The following is a 19,740-nucleotide window of genomic DNA, read 5'->3' as shown; positions in this document are numbered from 1 at the left end:
CGTCCAGTCGATTCATCCGGAGCGCTAGCTGCGCCCCGCCGTCTTTCACCACGCCTCAACCCTTAACTATGCACGTCCGACGCGCCTGCCCGCACATTCCCCGGCAGGCATGTTCACGGCACGGCGCGCCACCCCGCCCGGCGTCCACGGCAGTAGATTAGGGGGAACACCCGTCAGCATCGCCCCGATGCGTCCCCGAGTCCCGAGAGCGAACCGTGCACCTGAAGTCCCTGACCGTCCGAGGATTCAAGTCCTTCGCGTCGGCCACCACGTTCGAGTTCGAGCCCGGCGTGACGGCCGTCGTCGGACCGAACGGCTCGGGCAAGTCCAATGTCGTGGACGCGCTCGCCTGGGTCATGGGGGAGCAGGGCGCCAAGACCCTGCGCGGGGGCAAGATGGAGGACGTGATCTTCGCGGGCACCTCCGGGCGCGCCCCGCTGGGCCGGGCCCACGTGTCCCTCACCATCGACAACGCGGACGGCGCGCTGCCGATCGACTACTCCGAGGTGACGATCTCCCGCACGCTCTTCCGCTCGGGGGGATCCGAGTACGCCATCAACGGGGAGTCGTGCCGCCTGCTCGACATCCAGGAGCTGCTCTCCGATTCGGGCCTCGGCCGCGAGATGCACGTGATCGTCGGCCAGGGTCAGCTCGACCGGGTGCTCCACGCCACCGCCGAGGACCGGCGCGGCTTCGTGGAGGAGGCGGCCGGCATCCTCAAGCACCGCCGCCGCAAGGAGAAGACGGTCCGGAAGCTCGAGGCGATGCAGGCGAACCTCGCCCGGCTCCAGGACCTCACGGGCGAGCTGCGCCGCCAGCTGACGCCCCTCGGACGCCAGGCGGAGGTCGCCCGGCGGGCCCAGGGCATCCAGTTCGACGTCCGCGACGCCCGCGCGCGCCTCCTCGCAGACGACCTCGTCACGCTCCGCACGGCCCTCGAACAGGAGGTCGCCGACGAGCAGGCCCTCAAACAGCGCCAGGAGGAGGTCGGCCGCGCGCTGGAGGGGGCGCGGCACCGGCTGGCCTCGCTCGAGCTCGAGGCCGCCCGCGCCGTCCCGGCGGGCAACGCGGCCCGCGACACCTACTACGGCCTCGGCTCCGTCCGCGAGCGCTACCGATCGCTCGCCGCGCTCGCCGCCGAAAGGGCCCGCCTGCTCGGCACCGCGGACCAGCAGCCGGCCGACGGCGCGCGCGACCCGGACCGGCTTGAAGAGCAGGCGGAGCGCCTCGGTTCGGAGCTCCGGCAGGCCCGGGACGACGCCGCCCGTCGCGCCGAGGCGCTGGCTGCCGCGGAGTCCGCGCGCGCTGCCGCCGAGGCGGCCGCGGCCGAAGAGGACAAGGCGCTCACGGCCCTGCTGCGCGCCGTCGCCGACCGCCGCGAGGGCCTCGCCCGGCTTGCGGGACAGGTCGGCGCCGCCCGGAGCCGTGCCGAGGCCGCCGAGGGCGAGCTCGGGCGTCTCCGGACGGCGCGCGAGGAGGCCGCGGCGCGGAGCCGCTCGGCCCAGGAGGAGTACACGCTGCTGGAGCAGCAGGCCGCGGGCGTCGAGGAGGGCGAAGAGGGCCTGGACCAGGCCTACGAGGACGCCGCCGGCAGGCTCGATGCCGCCGAGGCCGGGCTCGAGCGCCTGAACCGCCTCGACGCCGAGCAGCAGGCCGCCCGCGGCGCGCTCGCGGCACGGCTGGAGGCGCTGCGGCAGTCCCTGCACCGGCGGGACGCGAGCCGGGACCTCGAGGGCGCCGAGGGCGTCCTGGGCCGGGTCGCCGAGTCGCTCGGCGTCGAGAAGGGCTGGGAGGCCGCCGTCGCCGCGGCCCTCGGCCCGCTGGCCGAGGGACTCGCCGTCGCCGGGCTGGGCCGGGCCGCGGAGCTGCTCGCCACCCTCAAGCAGGACGACGCCGGACGGGCGAGCCTCCTCGTCGCCCCGGCCGGGGAGGGAACCGGCCCGGGCATGGACCCCGGGGCAGGGGAGGCGCCGGCCGACGCCGCGACCGCCACGGGGGGCGCGGTCGGAACGCCGCCCGGTCCGCCAGCCCCCGGGAGGGGAGCCGCGGGGCTCGTGGAGGCACCGGCGTCGTACGGGAACGCGGTCCGGCGGCTCCTCGGCCGCACGGCGTTCGTCGAGACATCGGCCGATGCGGTGGCGGTCCTGGCCGCGGATCCGGGCTGGACCGCCGTGACCCGGGACGGTGACGTCTATACCGCGGCGAGCGCGGCGGGCGGCACGCCGAACGCGCCCTCGACGATCGAGCAGCAGGCTGCGATCGACGAGACCGAGGCACGCCTGGGCGAGGTGGAACGCGATGCCGAGCGCCTGCGCTTCGAGAAGGCCCGCGCCGCCGCCGCGCGGGACGCGGCGGCCGAGGCGGCCGACGCCGCGCTGGAACGGCTGCACGAATCCGACGCCCGGATCTCGGCCGTTGCCGAGCGCCTGGGCCGGCTGGGCTCGGAGCTGCGGCAGTCCACGGCCGAGCAGGAGCGCCTCGCGGGCCAGGCCGCGGCGGCCGAGGAGCAGCTCGCCCGCGAGCTCGCGGCACTGAAGGAGGCGGGCGAGCGGCTCGACGCCGCGAACAACGCCCCCGCCGAGGCCGATCCCTCGAGCGGGCGGCGCGACGCGCTCATGGCCGGGGCCGCGACGGCACGGTCGGCCGAGCTCGAGGCACGGCTCGCCCTGCGGGCCGCCCAGGAACAGGAGAAGGCGCTCGGGGGCCGGATCGAGTCACTCCGGCGGGCCGCGGCCACCGAGCGCGCCGCGCGCGAGGCCGCGCGGCGCCGTGCCGAGCGGCGCGAGCGGCAGGCCGCAGCCGCCCGGGCGGTCGAAGACGGCGCCGCGCGAGTGGGCGCCTGGCTCGAGGCCTCCCTGCGCGGCGCGGCCGCCGCCCGGGACGCCGCCGACGAGGAGCGGCGCAGCATCGAGGAGCAGCTGGCCTCCGCGCGCGCGGAATCCGCGGAGCTCACCGCGGAGCTCGCGCGGCTGACCGATTCCGTGCACCGCGACGAGCTCGCGCGCACGCAGCAGCGCCTGCGCATCGAGGCCCTCGAGAACCGCGCCGTCGAGGAACTCGGCCTGACCGCCGACCACCTCGTCGCCGGCTACGGGCCCGACGTCCCGGTGCCCGTGCCCGAGGAGGGCGCGGACAAGTGGGCGGCGCTGCGGCAGGAGGTCGACGACGAGGGCCGGCCCGTGGCGGCCGGCGTGCCGTTCGACCGCGCTGAGCAGGAGAAGCGGCTGCGGAAGGCCGAGCGCGAGCTCGCCTCGCTGGGCAAGGTGAATCCGCTCGCGCTCGAGGAGTTCGCGGCGCTCGAGGAGCGGCACAAGTTCCTCTCCGGACAGCTCGAGGACCTCAAGTCCAGCCGCAAGGACCTCCTGGACATCATCCGCGACGTCGACGAGCGGGTCGAGCAGGTCTTCACCGAGGCCTTCGCCGACACCGCCGTGCAGTTCGAGCGGGTGTTCGCCCGCCTGTTCCCGGGCGGCGAGGGCCGGCTCGTGCTGACCGACCCGGAGGACATGCTGAACACCGGCATCGAGGTCGAGGCCCGGCCGGCGGGGAAGAAGATCAAGCGCCTTTCGCTGCTCTCCGGCGGTGAGCGCTCCCTGACCGCGGTGGCCCTCCTCGTGGCGATCTTCAAGGCCCGGCCGTCGCCGTTCTACGTCATGGACGAGGTCGAGGCCGCGCTCGACGACACCAACCTGGGGCGGCTCATCACGATCTTCGAGGAGCTGCGCGAGTCGAGCCAGCTGATCGTCATCACGCACCAGAAGCGGACCATGCAGGTCGCCGACGCGCTCTACGGGGTCTCGATGCGCGGCGACGGCGTGTCGATGGTGATCAGCCAGCGGCTGGAGCGCTCCGGCTAGGCGGGACGCCGAGCCAGGTGGCCGTGCCGAGCAGCCCGACGAGCCCCGTGGCGGCGAAGGCCCAGCCGTAGCCGTAGGCGTCGGCGAGGAGGCCCGCGGCAACCGGTCCGGCAATGGCGCCGAGATCCGTGGCCATCTGGAAGCCGGCCAGCGCCTGGCCACCCTGGTGGTCCTGCCCCACGACGTCGGCGACGGCCGCCTGCTGGGCCGGGTTCATCAGACCGGTCCCGGCTCCGGCCAGCACGGAGAGGGCGATGAACAGGGGGACGGTGTCCGCGAACCCGAACAAGAGGGTCGCGATTGATGCCGTGGCCAGGCCCGCCAGGACGGGGCCGCGCCGGCCCCAGGTATCCGCCAGCCGGCCGCCGAGCCCGAGCGTCGCGGCGTTCCCCGCGGCGAAGAGGGCCAGCGAGATCCCCGCGATCGCCACGCCGTTGCTGAAGGTCTGCACGGCGAACAAGGGCACGAGGGCGACGCGGACGCCGAAGGTCGACCACCCGTTGGCGAAGCCGGAGGCGAGGCACGCGCGGTAGACGGGCGAGGCGAGGGCGGCCCGGAAGCCGAGCTTCGGCCTCAGGTCCGTGGTCCGCGCCCGGCGCCGCCCGCCGACGCCCAGGAGCGAGAAGTAGACGATCGCCGCCGCGACCACGAGCGCTCCGCCGTAGATGAAGAAGGGCAGGCGGTAGCCGAAGCCCGCGACGAGGCCGCCGAGGACGGGGCCCGCGATGTTCCCGGTCAGGAACGCGGTGGCGTAGTAGCCGGAGATCCGTCCGCGGATCTGCGGCGGGGCGAGCCGCGTGATGAGCGCCATGGCGGAGACCGTGAACATCGTCGACCCGATCCCGCCCAGGGCGCGGAAGAAGAGGAGCTGGACATAACCGTCCGCGACGGCGCACAAGAGCGTCGACACCGCGACCACGAGGACGCCCCCGACGTAGACCACGGGTTCGCCGAGCCGGTCCGTCATCCGGCCGCTGGCCGGCGCGAAGGCCAGCCGCGTCACCGCGAACACGGACACGATGAAGCCCGCCGCCACGATGCCGACGTCGAAGCTGCGGGCGAACTGCGGCAGGACCGGGGCGATCAGCCCGAAGCCGATGGCGATCACGAACGCCGCGCAGATGAGGACCTTGATCTCGCCGGGAACGCGCGGCAGCGTCCCGGCGGCGGTGGGGGAGTCAGCCATGGCACCCCGAGTCTATCCGTGGCCACGGGGGCGCGGCGCCGCCGTCGTCGCGGCCCACACGGCACCGTGGCACGTGGTCGCTAAGCTAGGGGCGTGCCTATCGATCCGCTGCTCATTGCCCTTGTCGTCGCCCTGGTCCTGTTCCTGGGCGTCGGCGCCTTCTTCCTGTTCCGCGGGCGCAAGACGCCCCCCGGGACCTACACGACCACGCGCGATCCGGACGACGCCCCGCCCGGCGGAACGCTCGTCGAGGAGCGCCCGGGGACCGCCCCCGCCCAGGAGGCCCCCACGGGCGCGGCCCCCGGCGGGGAAGCCCCCGGCGACGTCGCGGACGAGGGCGCCGGCACCGTCGTCGTCCCGGTCGAGACCCCGGCACCGGTCCTCGGGCGCCTCGCCCGGCTCCGCTCGCGGCTCGTCAAGTCGAACAACGCTCTCGGCAAGGGCCTGCTCGCCCTGTTGTCCCAGGACAGGATCGACGAGGACGTCTGGGACGAGATCGAGGAGACGCTGCTGTTGGCGGATCTCGGAACCGAGCCCACGATGGAGCTCGTCGACGCGCTGCGCGAGCGCGTCAAGGTCGAGGGGCACCGCGATCCCGAGGCCGTGCGGGCGCTGCTGCGCGGGGAACTCGTGAAGCTCGTCGATCCCGGGATGGACCGCGCGCTCGTGGATACGCGCCAGGGCGAGCGGCCCAGCATCGTCCTGGTCGTCGGGGTCAACGGCGTCGGCAAGACCACGACGATCGGCAAGATCGCCCGCGTGCTCGTCGCCCAGGACAAGGACGTGCTGCTCGGCGCCGCGGACACGTTCCGTGCGGCGGCCGCCGAACAGCTCGCGACGTGGGGCGCCCGCGTCGGTGTGCCCACCGTGAAGTCCGACGTCGACGGCGCGGACCCCGCGTCCGTGGCCTTCGAGGCGGTCAAGGCCGGCATCGAGCAGGAGGTCGACGTCGTCATGGTCGACACCGCCGGGCGCCTGCAGAACAAGGTCGGGCTCATGGACGAGCTCGGGAAGATCAAGCGCGTCATCGAGAAGCAGGCGCAGGTCGATGAGGTCCTGCTCGTCCTCGACGCGACGACGGGCCAGAACGGGCTGAACCAGGCCCGCGTGTTCTCGGAGGTCGTCAAGGTCACGGGCATCGTCCTGACCAAGCTCGACGGCACCGCCAAGGGCGGCATCGTCGTGGCCATCCAGCGCCAGCTCGGCGTCCCGGTCAAGCTCGTGGGACTGGGCGAGGGGCCCGACGACCTGGCACCGTTCGACGCCGAGGCGTTTGTCGACGCCCTGCTGGACTGACGCCGCGGGCGCCGCCCCAGGGGGAGGGGAACCGGGATCCGGGGCGGTGAAACATCGGCGAAACATGGCGGCCACGTGCTTTTTACGTGGCCGCCTTTCCCGTAACCGGCGGGAAATGGGGACCTGCGGCGGGCGAAACATGGGCCGGTCAAAGTTGTGTCAAGGCGGGAGCAACCCGCACTGGACACACAGGAGGACGGACATGGATCTGACCGCAGGTCACGTCTGGATGATGGTCACGGCAGCCATGGTGCTGTTGATGACCCCGGCACTGGCATTCTTCTACGGCGGCATGACGCGGGCGAAGAGCGTACTGAACATGATGATGATGAGCTTCGTCGCCTTGGGCATCACGGGCGTCGTCTGGATCCTCTGGGGCCACTCGATGGCCGGAGGCGGGGATAGCATCGGCGGCTTGTTCGGCAACCCCTTCACGCAGTTCGGCATGGAGGCCATGCTGGACACCGAGGACCTCATCGGGGCCGGCTTCGGGGCGACGTTCGCGATCATCACGGTCGCGCTCATCTCCGGCGCCATCGCCGACCGCGCCAAGTTCGGCGCCTGGTCCATCTTCGTGCCCGTCTGGGTCACCCTCGTCTACGCGCCGCTCGCGTTCTGGGTCTGGGGCGGCGGACTGCTCTCGGCCGACGGCGCCATCGGCAGCTGGGCCGGCGAGGCCATCGACTTCGCCGGCGGCACCGTGGTGCACATCAACGCCGGCGTGGCCGCGCTCGTCCTGGCACTGATCATCGGCCAGCGCAAGGGCTTCGGCCGCGACCCGGGCCAGCGCCCCCACAACATCCCGTTCGTCATGCTCGGCGCCGCGCTCCTGTGGTTCGGCTGGTTCGGCTTCAACGGCGGAGCCGCCGGCAGCGCCGAGGAGGCCGGCCTGATCTGGGTCAACACCCTCGCCGCCCCGTCCGCCGCGATGCTCGGCTGGGTCGTCACCGAGCGCATCCGCGACGGCCGTCCCACCTCCCTCGGCGCGGCCTCCGGCGTCGTCGCGGGCCTCGTGGCCATCACCCCGGCCTGCGCCAACGTCTCGCCCATCGGGGCGATCGGCCTCGGCATCGTCTCCGGCATCCTCTCCGCCCTCGCCGTGGGCCTGAAGTACAAGTGGGGCTACGACGACTCGCTCGACGTCGTCGGCGTCCACCTGGTCTCCGGGCTCGTCGGCACGCTGGCGCTCGGCTTCATCGCCCTGCCCGTCGAGGGCGAAGGCGGCGGCCTCTTCTACGGCGGCGGATTCGCCCAGCTCGGTGCGCAGACCGTCGCGGCCGTGGTCTCCATGGCCTTCACGGCGGTGATGACGCTCATCATCGGCCTCGCCATCCACAAGAGCATCGGCTTCCGGGTCACCGAGGAGTCCGAGTCCACGGGCGTCGACCTGACCGAGCACGCCGAGACCGCCTACGAGTTCGGGGGACTGGGAACCAGCGGAACGTTCGTCCCGCACCCGGCCACTTCCGGCCACCTGAAGACCCACACCAAGGAAGGTGCCAACGCATGAAGCTCGTGACAGCCATCGTCCGCCCCGACAAGCTCGACGCCATCCGGGGGGCACTGGAAAGCTACGGGGTCCAGGGATTGACGGTCAGCCAGGCCAGCGGCTACGGCCGGCAGCGCGGCCACACCGAGGTCTACCGCGGCGCCGAGTACACCGTGGACCTGCTGCCCAAGGCGCGCGTCGAGGTCCTCGTGAGCGACGAGTGGGCCGGCGACATCGTCGACGTCCTGGTCGCCACGGCCAACACGGGCCGCGCCGGTGACGGCAAGGTCTGGGTGACCGCCGTCGAGGAAGCCGTCCGCGTCCGGACCGGTGAGCGCGGCGACGCCGCCCTCTGACACCACTCGCATCACCGGAACCGCCCGGCCACCGCATCCGCGGGGCTGGGCGGTTTCGTGCGCCCGTCCTCTTGTTCCGGGGGCCCGTGCAGAGGATCATGGGCGGCAGGGAGGCCGCAATGGCGCGGCCCGGGGCGAGGACGGCCGGCATGGGGACCACGCGGACGGGTGCACGATCCACGCAAGGCGAAGCGCGGTCCAGGCCGGACGCCGCCCGGCACGGGCCGCGGCGGCGGGGAGGGACGTACGGCGGCGGGGCCGGCGCGAGGGACCTTCCGAGGCAAGACGGCAACCTTCGTTGGGTCGGTCCGATGGCCGTGGCAGCGCTCGTGGCCCCAGTGCACCACCGCCGAAGGGGGCTTCGGACTGCCGATGCCCCCGGACGATTCGGCCTTCGTCATCATCGGTCTCACCCGGGGACTGGCCTACACGGAAAATCCCTGCCTCGCCCGGCAGCATGCCTGGGCGGCCCAACGCGCGAAGCGCGCCCATGCCTACGGGATGGCGACGTTTCCCACGGCGGCACAGCTGTCCACGCACGGCTCCAGTGGCCCGTGGTCGGCGGCGACGCGGGCGGGCCGGGTCTCCAATGCCGGCTATGCGCAGGCGTCGGAGGCCGTTGCCTCGTTGCGCCGCATCGGCTGGTCGCCAGCGGCCGTCTGGGTGGATGTCGAGCCCCGCCCGGCCCAGCCGTGGCCCGTGGGGTCGGCCGCCATGGCCGAGAACCGGATGGTCGTCGAGGGCTACCTGCGTGGGCTGCAGGACGCTGGGTTCGCCTCCGGGCTGTATTCCTATGCGAACGGCTGGCGGGAGATCGCGGGTGCCTGGACCCTGCCCCATGTGCCAGTCTGGGCCACGGCGGGGCAGCTCGACTACCCGGAGGAAGCACGGGACCGTTGCCTGCAGCCGGGCTTCTCTTCTGGTCCCGTCCTGCTGGCCCAGTGGACGGACGGAGTGCGCGACTACAACAGGACCTGCCCGGGGTACCGGTTCACCGCCTTTGCCCAGCCGCAGCCGGCACCCGGTGCGGCACCGCGCGACCTCGACCGCGACTGGAACAACGACCTCCTGGCCCGCGACGGCGAGGGACGGCTCTGGACGTATCCGGGCAACGGGCGCGCCGGCTGGAAGCCGTCCGTCCACGTCGCGTCGGGGTGGGGGATCATGGACGCACTCGCAGCGACCGGCGACCTGAACGGAGACGGCCTGGGAGACGTCGTGGCCAGGCAACGGGCCACGGGAAAGCTCTGGCTCTACCGGGGCACCGGTCAGGGCGGCTTCCTCCCCGCCCTGCAGATCGGCACCGGGTGGAACGGTATGGACTTTCTGACGGGACCCGGCGACATCGACGGCGACGGGCGGAACGACCTCGTGGCCCGCCACACGGCGAGCAATCGGCTCCTGGTCTACCCGGGAAACGGGCGGGGCGGCTGGCTGGCCCCACGGCAGATGCCCGGAGTGTGGGGAGGCTACGACCGGCTCGCCGGCGGAGGGGACCTCAACGGCGACGGAAGGGCCGATCTGCTCGCCAGGAACGCCGCGACGGGAGAGCTGTGGCTCCATCCTGGCACCGGGAGCGGCGGCCTCCAGCCCGCGATCCGCGTGGGGCGCGGTTGGCAAGGCATGGACTTCCTGCTGGTGCCGGGGGATTTCGACGGCGACCGCCGGACGGACCTCGTGGCACGCCAGGGGTCCACGGGGGCCCTGTGGCTCTATCCCGGTAACGGGTCCGGCGGCTGGCTGCCACCCGTACGGATCGGACGTGGCTGGAACGGAATGTCCCTTACCGGCTGAGTCCGCCCGCGTGCCTCGGTTCGGCGCGGGGCCCCGGGCCGTCGGCGTCCACCGTGTCGTGCTGCGAGGTCGCCCAGTGCGCCGGGCCGCTGCTGCCGGCCGCGTACTCGTCCATCGGGACCTCGTCGGCCGCCCAGGCGGCCAGGACCGGTTCGACGATCCGCCAGCATTGCTCCGCGGTGTCGCCGCGGACCGAAAGCGTGGGATCGCCGGTCAGCACGCCGAGCAGGACCTCGCCATAGGGCAGCAGGTCGGGGGAGTTCAGCTCGGCGCTGAGATCGATTCTGTCCAGCGTGAACATGTCCCCGGGCCCGTTGACGTCCAGCTCGAGGTCCAGGGTGTCGGGGCCGAAGCCGATCCGCAGCCGGGTGGGGGAGTCGCAGCCCTTGAAGCCCGAGGGAAGGTGGGCGACGGGCTTGAACGTGACCACCGCTTCCTTGCGCTTGCGCCCCAGCGCCTTGCCGGACCGCAGGATGAACGGGACGCCGGCCCATCGGGCGTTGTTGATCCGCACCTCGATCTCTGCGAGGGTCTCCGTGCCCCGCGCGGGGTCCACGCCGTCCTCCGCCGTGTAGTCCGGGACCGTGCGCCCTCCGGCGCTGCCCGCGGCGTATCGGGCGCGGCGCGTGCTGGCGGCGAAGTCCGCAGGAACCGAGGCGGCGCGCAGGACCGAGCCGATGTGGTCGCGCAGGTCGCGCTCGCCGAGGGTCGCGGGCGCGTTGAGGGTCAGCAGGGCGAGGATCTGCAGCAGGTGGGACTGGATCATGTCCCGCAGCGCCCCGGCCTTGTCGTAGTACCCGGCCCGCCCTTCGAGCGCGAGCTCCTCGTCGTAGAAGATCTCCATCTTCGCCACGTGCTCGTTGGTGAACAGCGGCTCCAGGAAGCGGTTGGCGAAGCGCAGCCCGAGGATGTTGAACACCGTGGCCTTGCCGCGGAAGTGGTCGACGCGGTGGATGTCCTCCTCCGGGACGAGCCGCGTGAGGATCTGGTTCAGCTCGGCGGCCGACTCGGAGCCGGAGCCGAAGGGCTTCTCCATGACCAGGCTCGTGCCCTCGGGGACCTCCTCGGGAGCCAGGACCTCGCAGGCCTTCTGCGCGACCGCGGGCGGGAGGGCGAAGTAGACGGCCACGGGGGCCTCGAGCTCGGCGAGGAGCGCGCCGAGGGCGCCGGGCTCGGTGACGTCGACGACGTCGTAGCGCGTCCGGGCGGCGATCCGCTCCAGTTCGACGGCGCCGGCCTCGGCGGCCCCGTCCCGCTCGGCGGCGAACACCTCGTCGACGCGCCGCTGCCAGTCCGCGGCGGAGAAGTCCGCGCTGCCCGCGCCGGCGAGGGCGAGGCCGGGCACACGGCCGGTGGCCAGCAGGCGGGCCAGGCCGGGGAGCAGGAGCCGCCCCGTGAGGTCGCCCGAGGCACCGAGGATCAGGAGGGTCTTGACGCGAAGTCCGTTGTCAGCACTCACGGACTCCACCTTGCCACTCTTGGCGCGCCGTTGTCGCCACCGGGCTTGGTAACCTTGGAAGTCGAGTCCGGCGGGAGTCCCGCCCAGCCGCCAAGCGAAGGAATCCACGGCACGTGTTCAATTCACTTTCTGACCGCCTCAGCGCGACCTTCAAGAACCTGCGCGGAAAGGGACGGCTGTCCGAGGCCGACGTCGACGGCACCGTCCGCGAGATCCGCCGCGCCCTCCTCGACGCCGATGTCGCCGTCTCCGTGGTCCGCGAGTTCACCGCCCACGTCAAGGAGCGGGCCCTCGGCGAGGAGGTCAGCCAGGCGCTGAACCCCGGCCAGCAGGTCGTCAAGATCGTCAACGACGAGCTCGTGCGGATCCTCGGCGGGCAGACCCGGCGACTGACGCTCGCGAAGTACCCGCCCACCGTCATCATGCTCGCGGGCCTCCAAGGCGCCGGCAAGACGACGCTGGCCGGCAAGCTCGCCAAGCACTTGAAGTCGGAGGGGCACACCCCGCTCCTGGTCGCCGCGGACCTGCAGCGCCCCAACGCCGTCAAGCAGCTCCAGGTCAACGGCGAGCGGGCCGGCGTCCCGGTCTACGCCCCGCACCCCGGCGTCTCGAGCGAGTTCGAGGCCGCCACGGGCGACCCCGTGGTGGTGGCGCGCAACGGCGTCTCCGAGGCGCGGCAGAAGCAGCACGACATCGTCATCGTCGACACGGCCGGCCGGCTCGGCGTCGACGCGGAGATGATGCAGCAGGCCGCGGACATCCGCGCGGCGATCAACCCGCACGAAGTGCTGTTCGTCATCGACGCGATGATCGGCCAGGACGCCGTCAACACGGCCCAGGCCTTCAACGACGGCGTGGACTTCACCGGCGTCGTGCTCTCCAAGCTCGACGGCGACGCGCGCGGCGGCGCCGCCCTCTCCGTCGCATCCGTCACGGGCAAGCCCGTCATGTACGCGTCGACGGGCGAGGGCCTGGGCGACTTCGAGGTCTTCCACCCGGACCGCATGGCGAGCCGCATCCTGGACATGGGCGACATCCTCTCGCTCATCGAGCAGGCGGAGAAGACCTGGGACAAGGGCGAAGCCGAGCGGATGGCGCAGAAGTTCGTCGACCGCGAGGACTTCACCCTCGACGACTTCCTGGCCCAGATGCAGCAGATCCGCAAGATGGGCTCGATGAAGAAGATGCTCCAGATGATGCCGGGGGCGCAGATCTCCCGGCAGCAGCTGGAGCAGTTCGACGAGCGGCAGATCGACCGCGTCGAGGCCATCGTGCGGTCCATGACCCCGCACGAGCGCGTGGCGCCGAAGATCATCAACGGTTCGCGGCGCGCCCGCATCGCGAAGGGCTCGGGCGTCTCGGTGTCCGAGGTCAACCAGATGCTCGAGCGCTTCGGCGAGGCGCAGAAGATGATGAAGCGCATGGCGGCCGGAGGGGCGATCCCGGGCATGGGCGGCGCGGGCAGGGCCCGCAAGGGCCAGTCCAAGGGCGGCGCCAAGAAGAAGCAGAAGTTCGGCAATCCGGCCAAGGCGGCGCAGGCCGCGGCCGAGGCCCAGAACCGCAAGCCCGCCTCGAGCGGGGCGGCGTTCGGCCAGCAGTCCGCCCAGGACTTCGACCCGTCGCAGCTGAACCTTCCCAAGGGCTTCGATAAGTTCCTCGGCAAGTAGCGCCGTGGCGCAGCTTCAGGGACTGGACTCCTTCCTCGGCTCCCGGTGGAGGCACCGGGCCCACGCCGCGGTCCTGCTCCGGCGCGCCGACGGCGCCGTGCTCGTCGTCCGTGCCGTCGGCACCGATGCCGGGGTTCCCTGGATCCTGCCCGCATCGCCCGTGCGTTCCGGCGCGACTCCGCGGGGCACGGCGGGTCGGGTCCTGTCGCGGCTCGCGCTCGAGCCGGAGCCCGGACGGCTGCTCGTCCACGAGTTCATCGGTGGACCTGCTTCGGAGGCGGGAGGTGCCGAGCACCTGGTGTACGACGCGGGGACCTGGCTGACCGACGTCGACGGCTTCACCGCGGACGGGGGACGCCTCGACGTCCGCTTCCTGGCACCGGACGCGCTGTCGCCTTCCGTCCCGCGGCCCGAGGTCACGCGCATCCTCGCGGCGCTGGACGCGCTCGAGCTCGGCGGGGTCGCCGAGCTCGAGGACGGCCGCGACGTGACGCCCCGGGAGGCGCCGGGGAACGGCGCGCCGGCGCGGAGCCTCATGCCCGAGCTGCCGGCAGGGGCTCCGGTGCCCGGGCTTCGTCGACGGGCCACCGTCCGGACGTGATGCACCCCATGCCGCGCTTTGCTTGAAGCTTCAAGTGAAATCTGCGATGATGGTGTCATCACAGAGCGGGTGGCACCCGGGAAGGCAGGACGGAGATGACCGAGCAGACGATGACGGCGGACGGCGGTGCGCGGATCGGCGCCTCCGGGGACCGGCTCCCCGACGGGCTGGGGATGGGCGCGGTCACGCTCAAGGTGGCGGACCGGGACGGCATGACCGACTACTACGGCCGGGGGCTCGGACTGCAGGTCCTCTCCGAGGACGCCGCCGCCACGGTCCTGGGCCGAGGCCGGGAGCCTCTCGTCCGGCTGGAGCCGGGAACGGGGCTGGAACTGCCCGGGCGCGGCGAGGCCGGGCAGTTCCACACCGCCTTGCTGTTCGAGACGCAGGCGGACCTCGCGTCGACGGTGCTGAGCGCCGCCCGCTTCGATGGCAGCCTCTTCACCGGCAGCTCGGACCACCTCGTCTCGGAGGCGTTCTACTTCAACGATCCCGAAGGCAACGGGATCGAGCTCTACTGGGACCGACCCCGCGAGGAGTGGATCCGCGAGGGGAGCGGCGTCCGGATGGACACCCTCTACCTCGACCCCAATGGATTCCTGCGCGAGCACCTCGACGAGGAGGCCGTCTCGCGGCAGTCCGACGCTGCTGCCGCGGTCGGGCACGTCCACCTGCAGGTCGGCGACACAGCGACGGCCGAGCGCTTCTACGTCGATGCGCTGGGGTTCGAGAAGACGGCCTCCTTCCACGGGCAGGCCCTGTTCGTCTCCGCCGGCGGCTACCACCACCACATGGCCATGAACGTCTGGAACAGCCGCGGCGCGGGCCCGCGCAAGGACACGCTCGGCCTCGGCGAGGTCCTCATCCAGCTGCCGGGAGCGGACGACGTCGGGGCGCTGGCCGAGCGGCTGTCCTCCGCCGGGATCCGGCACCACCACACCGGCGCCGAGCTCGTCTTCGACGACCCCTGGCGCAACCGGCTCCGCGTCGCGGTCGGCTGATCCCCGCCGCGGCGCGCCGCGGTTCGCGCGCCGCCCGGCCATCTGCCATAATGGCTGGGTACTCGATCGGCGCGGCCCCTCTCTCCGCGCGCGCATCCTGTCCCCTTGAACCCCGAAGTACGGCCCGCCCCACGGGTGCGGAAAACAGGGTTCGCCCTTTGTTGAGAACCAGGAGTGACCACAACAGTGGCCGTTAAGATTCGACTCAAGCGCTTCGGCAAGATGCGCGCCCCGTACTACCGCATCGTCATCATGGACTCCCGCGCCAAGCGCGACGGACGTGCCATCGAGGAGATCGGCAAGTACCACCCGACCGAGGAGCCCTCGTTCATCGAGGTCAACTCCGAGCGGGCCCAGTACTGGCTGTCCGTCGGCGCCCAGCCGACCGAGCAGGTCTCCGCGATCCTCAAGATCACCGGCGACTGGCAGAAGTTCAAGGGCATCGAGGGCCAGGAAGGCACCTTGAAGACCAAGGCCCCGAAGGAGGCCTTCACGGCCCCCGAGAAGGGCTCGGTCATCCTCCCCGAGGCCATCACCAAGAAGGCCGACAAGACCGAGGAAGCCCCGGCCGCAGAGGCCGAGGCCACCGAGGCCGAGTAGCCATGCTGGCCGAGGCCCTGGAGCACCTGGTGCGCGGCATCGTCGACTCCCCGGAGGACGTCGCCGTCGCGCTGAAGGGCAACCGCCGCGGGGACATCCTGGAAGTCCGGGTCCACCCGGACGACCTCGGCCGCGTGATCGGCCGCCAGGGCCGCACGGCCAGATCGCTGCGCACCGTCGTGGCGGCCCTCTCCGAGGGCGAACCGGTCCGCGTCGACGTCGTCGACACCGACCGCCGCCGCTAGCCGGCACCGGGCGGCCCGCCCGCCCCCGTTGGTCCCACGCCGCCCGGCGTGGGACCAACGTCGTTAAACGCACTCCGCCACGCGGCGCCGCTAGGATGATCCGCGAACCCACCACGAAGGAGAGACCATGCGCCTCCAGGTCGCACGCATCGGCAAGCCCCACGGCATCCGGGGCGAAGTCACCGTCCAGGTCATGACCGATTCGCCCGCCGAGCGCTTCGTCCCCGGCGCCGTCCTCGAGGTGGAGCCGGCGTCGCCGGCCACCCTGACCGTCGAGGGCGCCCGCTGGAACAAGGACATCCTCCTGATCGCCTTCGAGGAGGTCCTCGACCGCAACGCCGCCGAGGCGTTGCGCGGCGCCAAGCTCTTCGTCGAGAGCGACGACGAGGCGGACGACGATCCCGAGGCGTGGTACGAGCACGAGCTCGTGGGACTCGAGGTCCGCGTCGACGGCCGCGCCGTCGGCAAGGTGGCCGGGCTGCGCACCATGACGGTCCAGGACCTCCTCGTGCTCGACCTCGGCGACGGTGAGGACGTCCTCGTCCCCTTCGTCGAGGCGATCGTGCCCGAGGTCGACGTCGAGGCCGGCTTCGTCGTCCTGACCCCGCCGCCGGGCCTCCTGGAACTGAACCGCGGCGACGAGGCGACGGAGCGCTGAGCGTGCGCATCGACGTCGTCAGCATCTTTCCCGAGTACCTCGACGCCCTCGGGCTGTCCCTGATCGGCAAGGCGCGGCGCGACGGGCTGCTCCGGCTGGACGTCCACGACCTGCGCGCCTTCGCCCACGACCGCCACCGGACCGTCGACGACACGCCCTACGGCGGCGGCGCCGGCATGGTCATGAAGCCCGGGCCCTGGGGCGAGGCGCTGTCCGCGATCGCCGACGCCCCGGACGCCGCCGAACGCCCCCTGCTGATCGTCCCCTCGCCGGCCGGCGCCGTCTTCAACCAGGCCATGGCGCAGGAGCTGTCCACGCGCGGGCACCTCGTGTTCGCCTGCGGCCGCTACGAGGGCATCGACGAGCGCGTCCTCGAGTGGGCCGCCGAGCGCTTCGAGGTCCGTCCGGTCAGCCTCGGCGACTACGTGCTCAACGGGGGGGAGGTGGCCGTGCTCGCCATGGTCGAGGCCGTCGGCCGGCTCGTGCCCGGCGTCGTCGGCAATCCCGAGTCGCTCGTCGAGGAGTCGCACTCCGACGGGCTGCTCGAATACCCCGTCTACACCAAGCCGCCGGTCTGGGAGGGCCGGGCCGTCCCCGAGGTGCTGCTGGGCGGAAACCACGGGAAGATCGCGCGCTTCCGGCGCAACGAGCAACTGGCCCGGACCGCGGCTCGGCGCCCCGACCTGGTCCTCGCCATCGATCCCGCGGGGCTGAACCGGCACGACCGCGACGCCCTCTGGCACGCCGGGTTCATGATCGACGACGGCCGCGTCGTGCGCCGCCCCGACGCCGGGGACACCGCGGGGTAGGGGCCGTTTGGGCGGTCCGCCCGGCTGTGGAATAATGGTGCCTTGCGCCTACTGGACCGCCTCCTGCCGCAGGGGGAGCCGGTCAACAGTCGGGCCGCTGGACCGGCGCTTCCGTCCGGAACCAGTTCAACCGCTTCGGCCGCGACGGCCGGCACCACGCTCCGCCGTGGCGCCCACGTCCGGCCGCGTCGACGGTGGAGGACCTGCGGCGTCCACCCAGGAGTAGCAGACATGCATATCCTCGATTCCCTGAACGCGGCCTCGCTGCGCAGCGACGTTCCCGCGTTCCGCCCCGGCGACACCCTCAAGGTGCACGTGAACATCGTCGAAGGCAAGAACTCCCGTATCCAGGTGTTCCAGGGCTACGTCCTGGGCCGCCAGGGCTCGGGCGTCGGCGAGACCTTCACCGTCCGCAAGGTCTCCTTCGGCGTGGGCGTGGAGCGCACCTTCCCGGTGCACTCCCCGATCATCGACAAGATCGAGGTCGTCACCAAGGGCGACGTGCGCCGCGCCAAGCTGTACTACATGCGCGACCGCCACGGCAAGGCCGCCCGCATCAAGGAGAAGCGCGACTTCGGACCGGCTGCCAAGTAGCCACGACGAATCCAGGGCCGGTCCGCCGGCCCCGCTTCGACCTGTGATCGACACACCCGGCCCCGGCGGCACGCCGCCGGGCCCCCCGAAGCGCCGGTCCCGATTCCGGGACTGGCGCTTTGTCGTGCCGGTGCTCCTGGCCGCCGCCCTCGTCGCCGTCATGGTCCGCGCCACGCTTGTGGACTTCTACTACATCGAGAGCCGCTCCATGGAGCCCACGCTCGCCCCGGGAGACGGCCTGCTCGTGGACCGCACGGCTGCGGACCGGATCGGGCGCGGCGACGTCGTCGTCTTCGACGGCCGCGGCTCGCTGCTCGCCTACAGCCGGGACAACGCCACGCAGACCGTGGCCAAGGCCCTGCGGCTGGCCGGCGACGACACGGTGTTCGTCAAGCGTGTCATCGCGGTCGGCGGCGACACCCTAAGCTGTTGTTCAGACGACGGCAGGATCCGCCTCAACGGCCAGCCGCTCGACGAGCCCTACCTCCAGCCCGGCGACGCGCCGAGCCTGACGGCCTTCGACGTCGCGGTGCCCGAAGGGCGCATCTGGGTCATGGGGGACCACCGTTCGGCGTCTGCCGATTCCCGGTCCCTGCTCGGCGCGCCGGGCGGGGGCATGGTGCCGCTGGAGCGCGTGATCGGCCGGGTCGAGAGGATCGTCTGGCCGCTCGAGCGCGCCGCACCGCTGCAGAGAGAAGAGACCGAGTGAACGCAGAAGCCGCATCCGCCCCCGACGACTCCGGGCCGGGCGGGCGTGCCCGCGACGGCGCGTGGGGATGGTTGAGGGAGATCCTCATCGTCGTCGGCATCGCGCTCGTGCTCTCGTTCGTCATCAAGACGTTTTTCTTCCGCGCCTTCTACATCCCCTCGGGTTCCATGGAGCCGACCCTCGAGGTCAACGACAGGATCTTCGTCAACCTCATGGTGCCCGGTCCGTTCGAGCTCAACCGGGGAGACGTCGTCGTGTTCCGCGACGACCTCGGCTGGCTCGGCGAGGCGCCCCAGCCGCAGGCCAACCCCCTCGGCGAGGCCCTCGTCTTCCTCGGCCTGCTCCCCGACACGGCCGACCAGCACCTCGTGAAGCGGATCATCGGGCTCCCCGGCGACGTCGTGGAGTGCTGCGACGCCGACGGCCGGATCACCGTCAACGGCACGGCCGTCGACGAGCCCTACGTGTGGCCGGGCGCCGCGCCCTCGGACCAGCCGTTCTCCGTGACCGTGCCCGAAGGGCGCCTGTGGCTCCTCGGGGACCACCGGAACGCCTCCGCCGATTCCCGCTACCACCAGGACGCCGAGGGTGGATTCGTCGCGGTCGACCAGGTGGAGGGCAAGGCCACCGTCATCGCCTGGCCGCTGAGCCGGATCGGAACCGTCGACGACCACCACGAGGTCTTCGGCGGCGTCCCCTCGGCTGAGTCCCGGCCCGCGGGCGACGCGGAAGAATGAGCGCGGCCGCGCCCACGCTCGACGTCGAACGATCGCTCGCCACCGGCGGGCTCCGCTACGTCGCCGGGTGCGACGAGGTCGGCCGCGGCGCGCTGGCCGGCCCCGTGAGCGTCGGGATCGTCGTCGTCGACCCGTGGACGTCTCCCGTGCTCGAGGGCGTCCGGGACAGCAAGCGCCTGCGGCCCGCGGCCCGGGAGGAGCTCGTCCCGGCGATCCGTGCCTGGGCCGCCGCGTACGGCGTCGGGCACGCGAGCGCCGCGGAGATCGACGAGCTCGGCCTGGTTCCCGCCCTCGGGCTCGCAGGGCGCAGGGCGCTGTCCGCGGCCCGGGTACGCCCCGACGTCGTCCTCCTGGACGGCAACCTGGACTGGCTCGCCGGGGGCGGGCAGGGGGACCTGTTCGACGACGGTGCCCGGGCCGGCGACGTGCCGCCCGTCGCCTTGCGGGTCAAGGCGGACCTGCAGTGCCTCTCCGTCGCCGCCGCCTCGGTCCTGGCCAAGGTCGAGCGCGACGGGCTGATGGACGGGTACGACGCCGGCGAGCCCGCCTTCGGATGGGCCCGGAACAAGGGCTACGGCACGGCCGCCCACCGCGCCGCGATCCTGGCCGGGGGGCCGAGCCGGTACCACCGCCGCAGCTGGCGGCTCGGACTGCCGGATCAGGCACAATAGAGGAGGCCAAC

18 protein-coding genes are annotated in these 19,740 nt (G+C 72.5%); 16 read left to right on the top strand and 2 right to left on the bottom strand.

Annotation, left to right across the window (positions count from 1 at the left end):
* The first annotated feature begins 215 nt into the window (after positions 1-215).
* The gene (gene smc, locus AC0QR5_RS04440; protein ID WP_329860802.1) at positions 216-3,857 is read left to right on the top strand and encodes a chromosome segregation protein SMC; all 3,642 of its coding nucleotides are present in this window, start codon (positions 216-218) and stop codon (positions 3,855-3,857) included.
* On the opposite strand, the gene AC0QR5_RS04435 is transcribed toward smc, so the two are convergent.
* Positions 3,829-5,043, bottom strand: coding sequence for an MFS transporter (locus AC0QR5_RS04435; RefSeq protein WP_329860800.1), 1,215 nt, complete (start codon positions 5,041-5,043; stop codon positions 3,829-3,831). The two genes, smc and AC0QR5_RS04435, sit on opposite strands and share 29 nt — an antisense overlap.
* A 138-nt stretch (positions 5,044-5,181) precedes the next feature.
* Here AC0QR5_RS04435 and ftsY point away from each other — a divergent pair, with 138 nt between their 5' ends.
* The 4 genes from ftsY to AC0QR5_RS04415 all read left to right on the top strand — a co-directional run bounded on the left by ftsY (position 5,182) and on the right by AC0QR5_RS04415 (position 9,978).
* On the top strand, positions 5,182-6,339 hold the full coding sequence (gene ftsY, locus AC0QR5_RS04430) for a signal recognition particle-docking protein FtsY (RefSeq protein ID WP_430632962.1): 1,158 nt from the start codon (positions 5,182-5,184) through the stop codon (positions 6,337-6,339).
* Positions 6,340-6,541: 202 nt separating this feature from the next.
* Positions 6,542-7,849 carry an ammonium transporter gene (locus AC0QR5_RS04425; protein WP_329860798.1) on the top strand — a complete coding sequence of 436 codons (1,308 nt, stop codon included), beginning with the start codon at positions 6,542-6,544 and terminating at the stop codon, positions 7,847-7,849.
* The gene (locus AC0QR5_RS04420) at positions 7,846-8,184 is read left to right on the top strand and encodes a P-II family nitrogen regulator (protein ID WP_329860796.1); all 339 of its coding nucleotides are present in this window, start codon (positions 7,846-7,848) and stop codon (positions 8,182-8,184) included. Before AC0QR5_RS04425 ends, AC0QR5_RS04420 begins: the two co-directional genes overlap by 4 nt.
* A 372-nt stretch (positions 8,185-8,556) precedes the next feature.
* Positions 8,557-9,978 carry an FG-GAP-like repeat-containing protein gene (locus AC0QR5_RS04415; RefSeq protein WP_329860795.1) on the top strand — a complete coding sequence of 474 codons (1,422 nt, stop codon included), beginning with the start codon at positions 8,557-8,559 and terminating at the stop codon, positions 9,976-9,978.
* Here the strand turns inward: AC0QR5_RS04415 and AC0QR5_RS04410 are convergent.
* Positions 9,968-11,446, bottom strand: a complete 1,479-nt coding sequence (locus tag AC0QR5_RS04410; protein ID WP_329860794.1) for a glucose-6-phosphate dehydrogenase — start codon at positions 11,444-11,446, stop codon at positions 9,968-9,970. The genes AC0QR5_RS04415 and AC0QR5_RS04410 overlap by 11 nt on opposite strands.
* Positions 11,447-11,550: 104 nt before the next feature.
* On the opposite strand from AC0QR5_RS04410, the gene ffh reads away from it, so the two are divergent.
* From ffh to AC0QR5_RS04355, 11 genes are all read left to right on the top strand, one after another.
* Positions 11,551-13,104, top strand: coding sequence for a signal recognition particle protein (ffh, locus tag AC0QR5_RS04405; protein WP_329860793.1), 1,554 nt, complete (start codon positions 11,551-11,553; stop codon positions 13,102-13,104).
* A gap of 4 nt (positions 13,105-13,108) precedes the next feature.
* Positions 13,109-13,705, top strand: coding sequence for an NUDIX hydrolase (locus AC0QR5_RS04400; RefSeq protein WP_329860792.1), 597 nt, complete (start codon positions 13,109-13,111; stop codon positions 13,703-13,705).
* A 95-nt stretch (positions 13,706-13,800) separates the two neighbouring features.
* Positions 13,801-14,706 (top strand): VOC family protein, encoded by a 906-nt coding sequence (locus tag AC0QR5_RS04395; protein WP_329860791.1) that lies wholly within the window; start codon positions 13,801-13,803, stop codon positions 14,704-14,706.
* Between the two features lie 186 nt (positions 14,707-14,892).
* Positions 14,893-15,306, top strand: coding sequence for a 30S ribosomal protein S16 (rpsP, locus tag AC0QR5_RS04390; protein WP_329860789.1), 414 nt, complete (start codon positions 14,893-14,895; stop codon positions 15,304-15,306).
* A gap of 2 nt (positions 15,307-15,308) precedes the next feature.
* The gene (locus tag AC0QR5_RS04385; protein WP_329860788.1) at positions 15,309-15,551 is read left to right on the top strand and encodes an RNA-binding protein; all 243 of its coding nucleotides are present in this window, start codon (positions 15,309-15,311) and stop codon (positions 15,549-15,551) included.
* A 127-nt stretch (positions 15,552-15,678) separates the two neighbouring features.
* Entirely contained in the window at positions 15,679-16,209 is a 531-nt protein-coding gene (gene rimM / locus AC0QR5_RS04380) for a ribosome maturation factor RimM (RefSeq protein ID WP_329860787.1), read from the top strand.
* A gap of 2 nt (positions 16,210-16,211) precedes the next feature.
* Positions 16,212-17,018: a tRNA (guanosine(37)-N1)-methyltransferase TrmD gene (trmD, locus tag AC0QR5_RS04375; RefSeq protein WP_329860785.1), complete on the top strand. Its 807-nt coding sequence runs from the start codon at positions 16,212-16,214 to the stop codon at positions 17,016-17,018.
* 231 nt (positions 17,019-17,249) lie between these two features.
* Positions 17,250-17,612: a 50S ribosomal protein L19 gene (rplS, locus tag AC0QR5_RS04370; protein WP_329860784.1), complete on the top strand. Its 363-nt coding sequence runs from the start codon at positions 17,250-17,252 to the stop codon at positions 17,610-17,612.
* A 43-nt stretch (positions 17,613-17,655) separates the two neighbouring features.
* Positions 17,656-18,321: a signal peptidase I gene (lepB, locus tag AC0QR5_RS04365; protein ID WP_475372500.1), complete on the top strand. Its 666-nt coding sequence runs from the start codon at positions 17,656-17,658 to the stop codon at positions 18,319-18,321.
* Positions 18,318-19,058 (top strand): signal peptidase I, encoded by a 741-nt coding sequence (lepB, locus tag AC0QR5_RS04360; RefSeq protein WP_430970712.1) that lies wholly within the window; start codon positions 18,318-18,320, stop codon positions 19,056-19,058. Before lepB (AC0QR5_RS04365) ends, lepB (AC0QR5_RS04360) begins: the two co-directional genes overlap by 4 nt.
* Positions 19,055-19,729: a ribonuclease HII gene (locus AC0QR5_RS04355; protein ID WP_329860781.1), complete on the top strand. Its 675-nt coding sequence runs from the start codon at positions 19,055-19,057 to the stop codon at positions 19,727-19,729. Before lepB (AC0QR5_RS04360) ends, AC0QR5_RS04355 begins: the two co-directional genes overlap by 4 nt.
* Positions 19,730-19,740 lie beyond the last annotated feature (11 nt).

It is taken from the genome of Arthrobacter sp. J156, from assembly GCF_056172865.1.
Note: the sequence above shows the minus strand (reverse complement) of the source record. Positions and strands in the feature narration are given on the sequence as shown.

Coding starts and splice junctions, on each gene's coding strand:
- rplS (WP_329860784.1), top strand. CDS start 17,250: ATGCATATCCTCGATTCCCTGAACGCGGCCTCGCTGCGCAGCGACGTT.
- AC0QR5_RS04420 (WP_329860796.1), top strand. CDS start 7,846: ATGAAGCTCGTGACAGCCATCGTCCGCCCCGACAAGCTCGACGCCATC.
- AC0QR5_RS04395 (WP_329860791.1), top strand. CDS start 13,801: ATGACCGAGCAGACGATGACGGCGGACGGCGGTGCGCGGATCGGCGCC.
- AC0QR5_RS04355 (WP_329860781.1), top strand. CDS start 19,055: ATGAGCGCGGCCGCGCCCACGCTCGACGTCGAACGATCGCTCGCCACC.
- AC0QR5_RS04425 (WP_329860798.1), top strand. CDS start 6,542: ATGGATCTGACCGCAGGTCACGTCTGGATGATGGTCACGGCAGCCATG.
- AC0QR5_RS04435 (WP_329860800.1), bottom strand. CDS start 5,043: ATGGCTGACTCCCCCACCGCCGCCGGGACGCTGCCGCGCGTTCCCGGC.
- AC0QR5_RS04385 (WP_329860788.1), top strand. CDS start 15,309: ATGCTGGCCGAGGCCCTGGAGCACCTGGTGCGCGGCATCGTCGACTCC.
- AC0QR5_RS04415 (WP_329860795.1), top strand. CDS start 8,557: ATGCCCCCGGACGATTCGGCCTTCGTCATCATCGGTCTCACCCGGGGA.
- rimM (WP_329860787.1), top strand. CDS start 15,679: ATGCGCCTCCAGGTCGCACGCATCGGCAAGCCCCACGGCATCCGGGGC.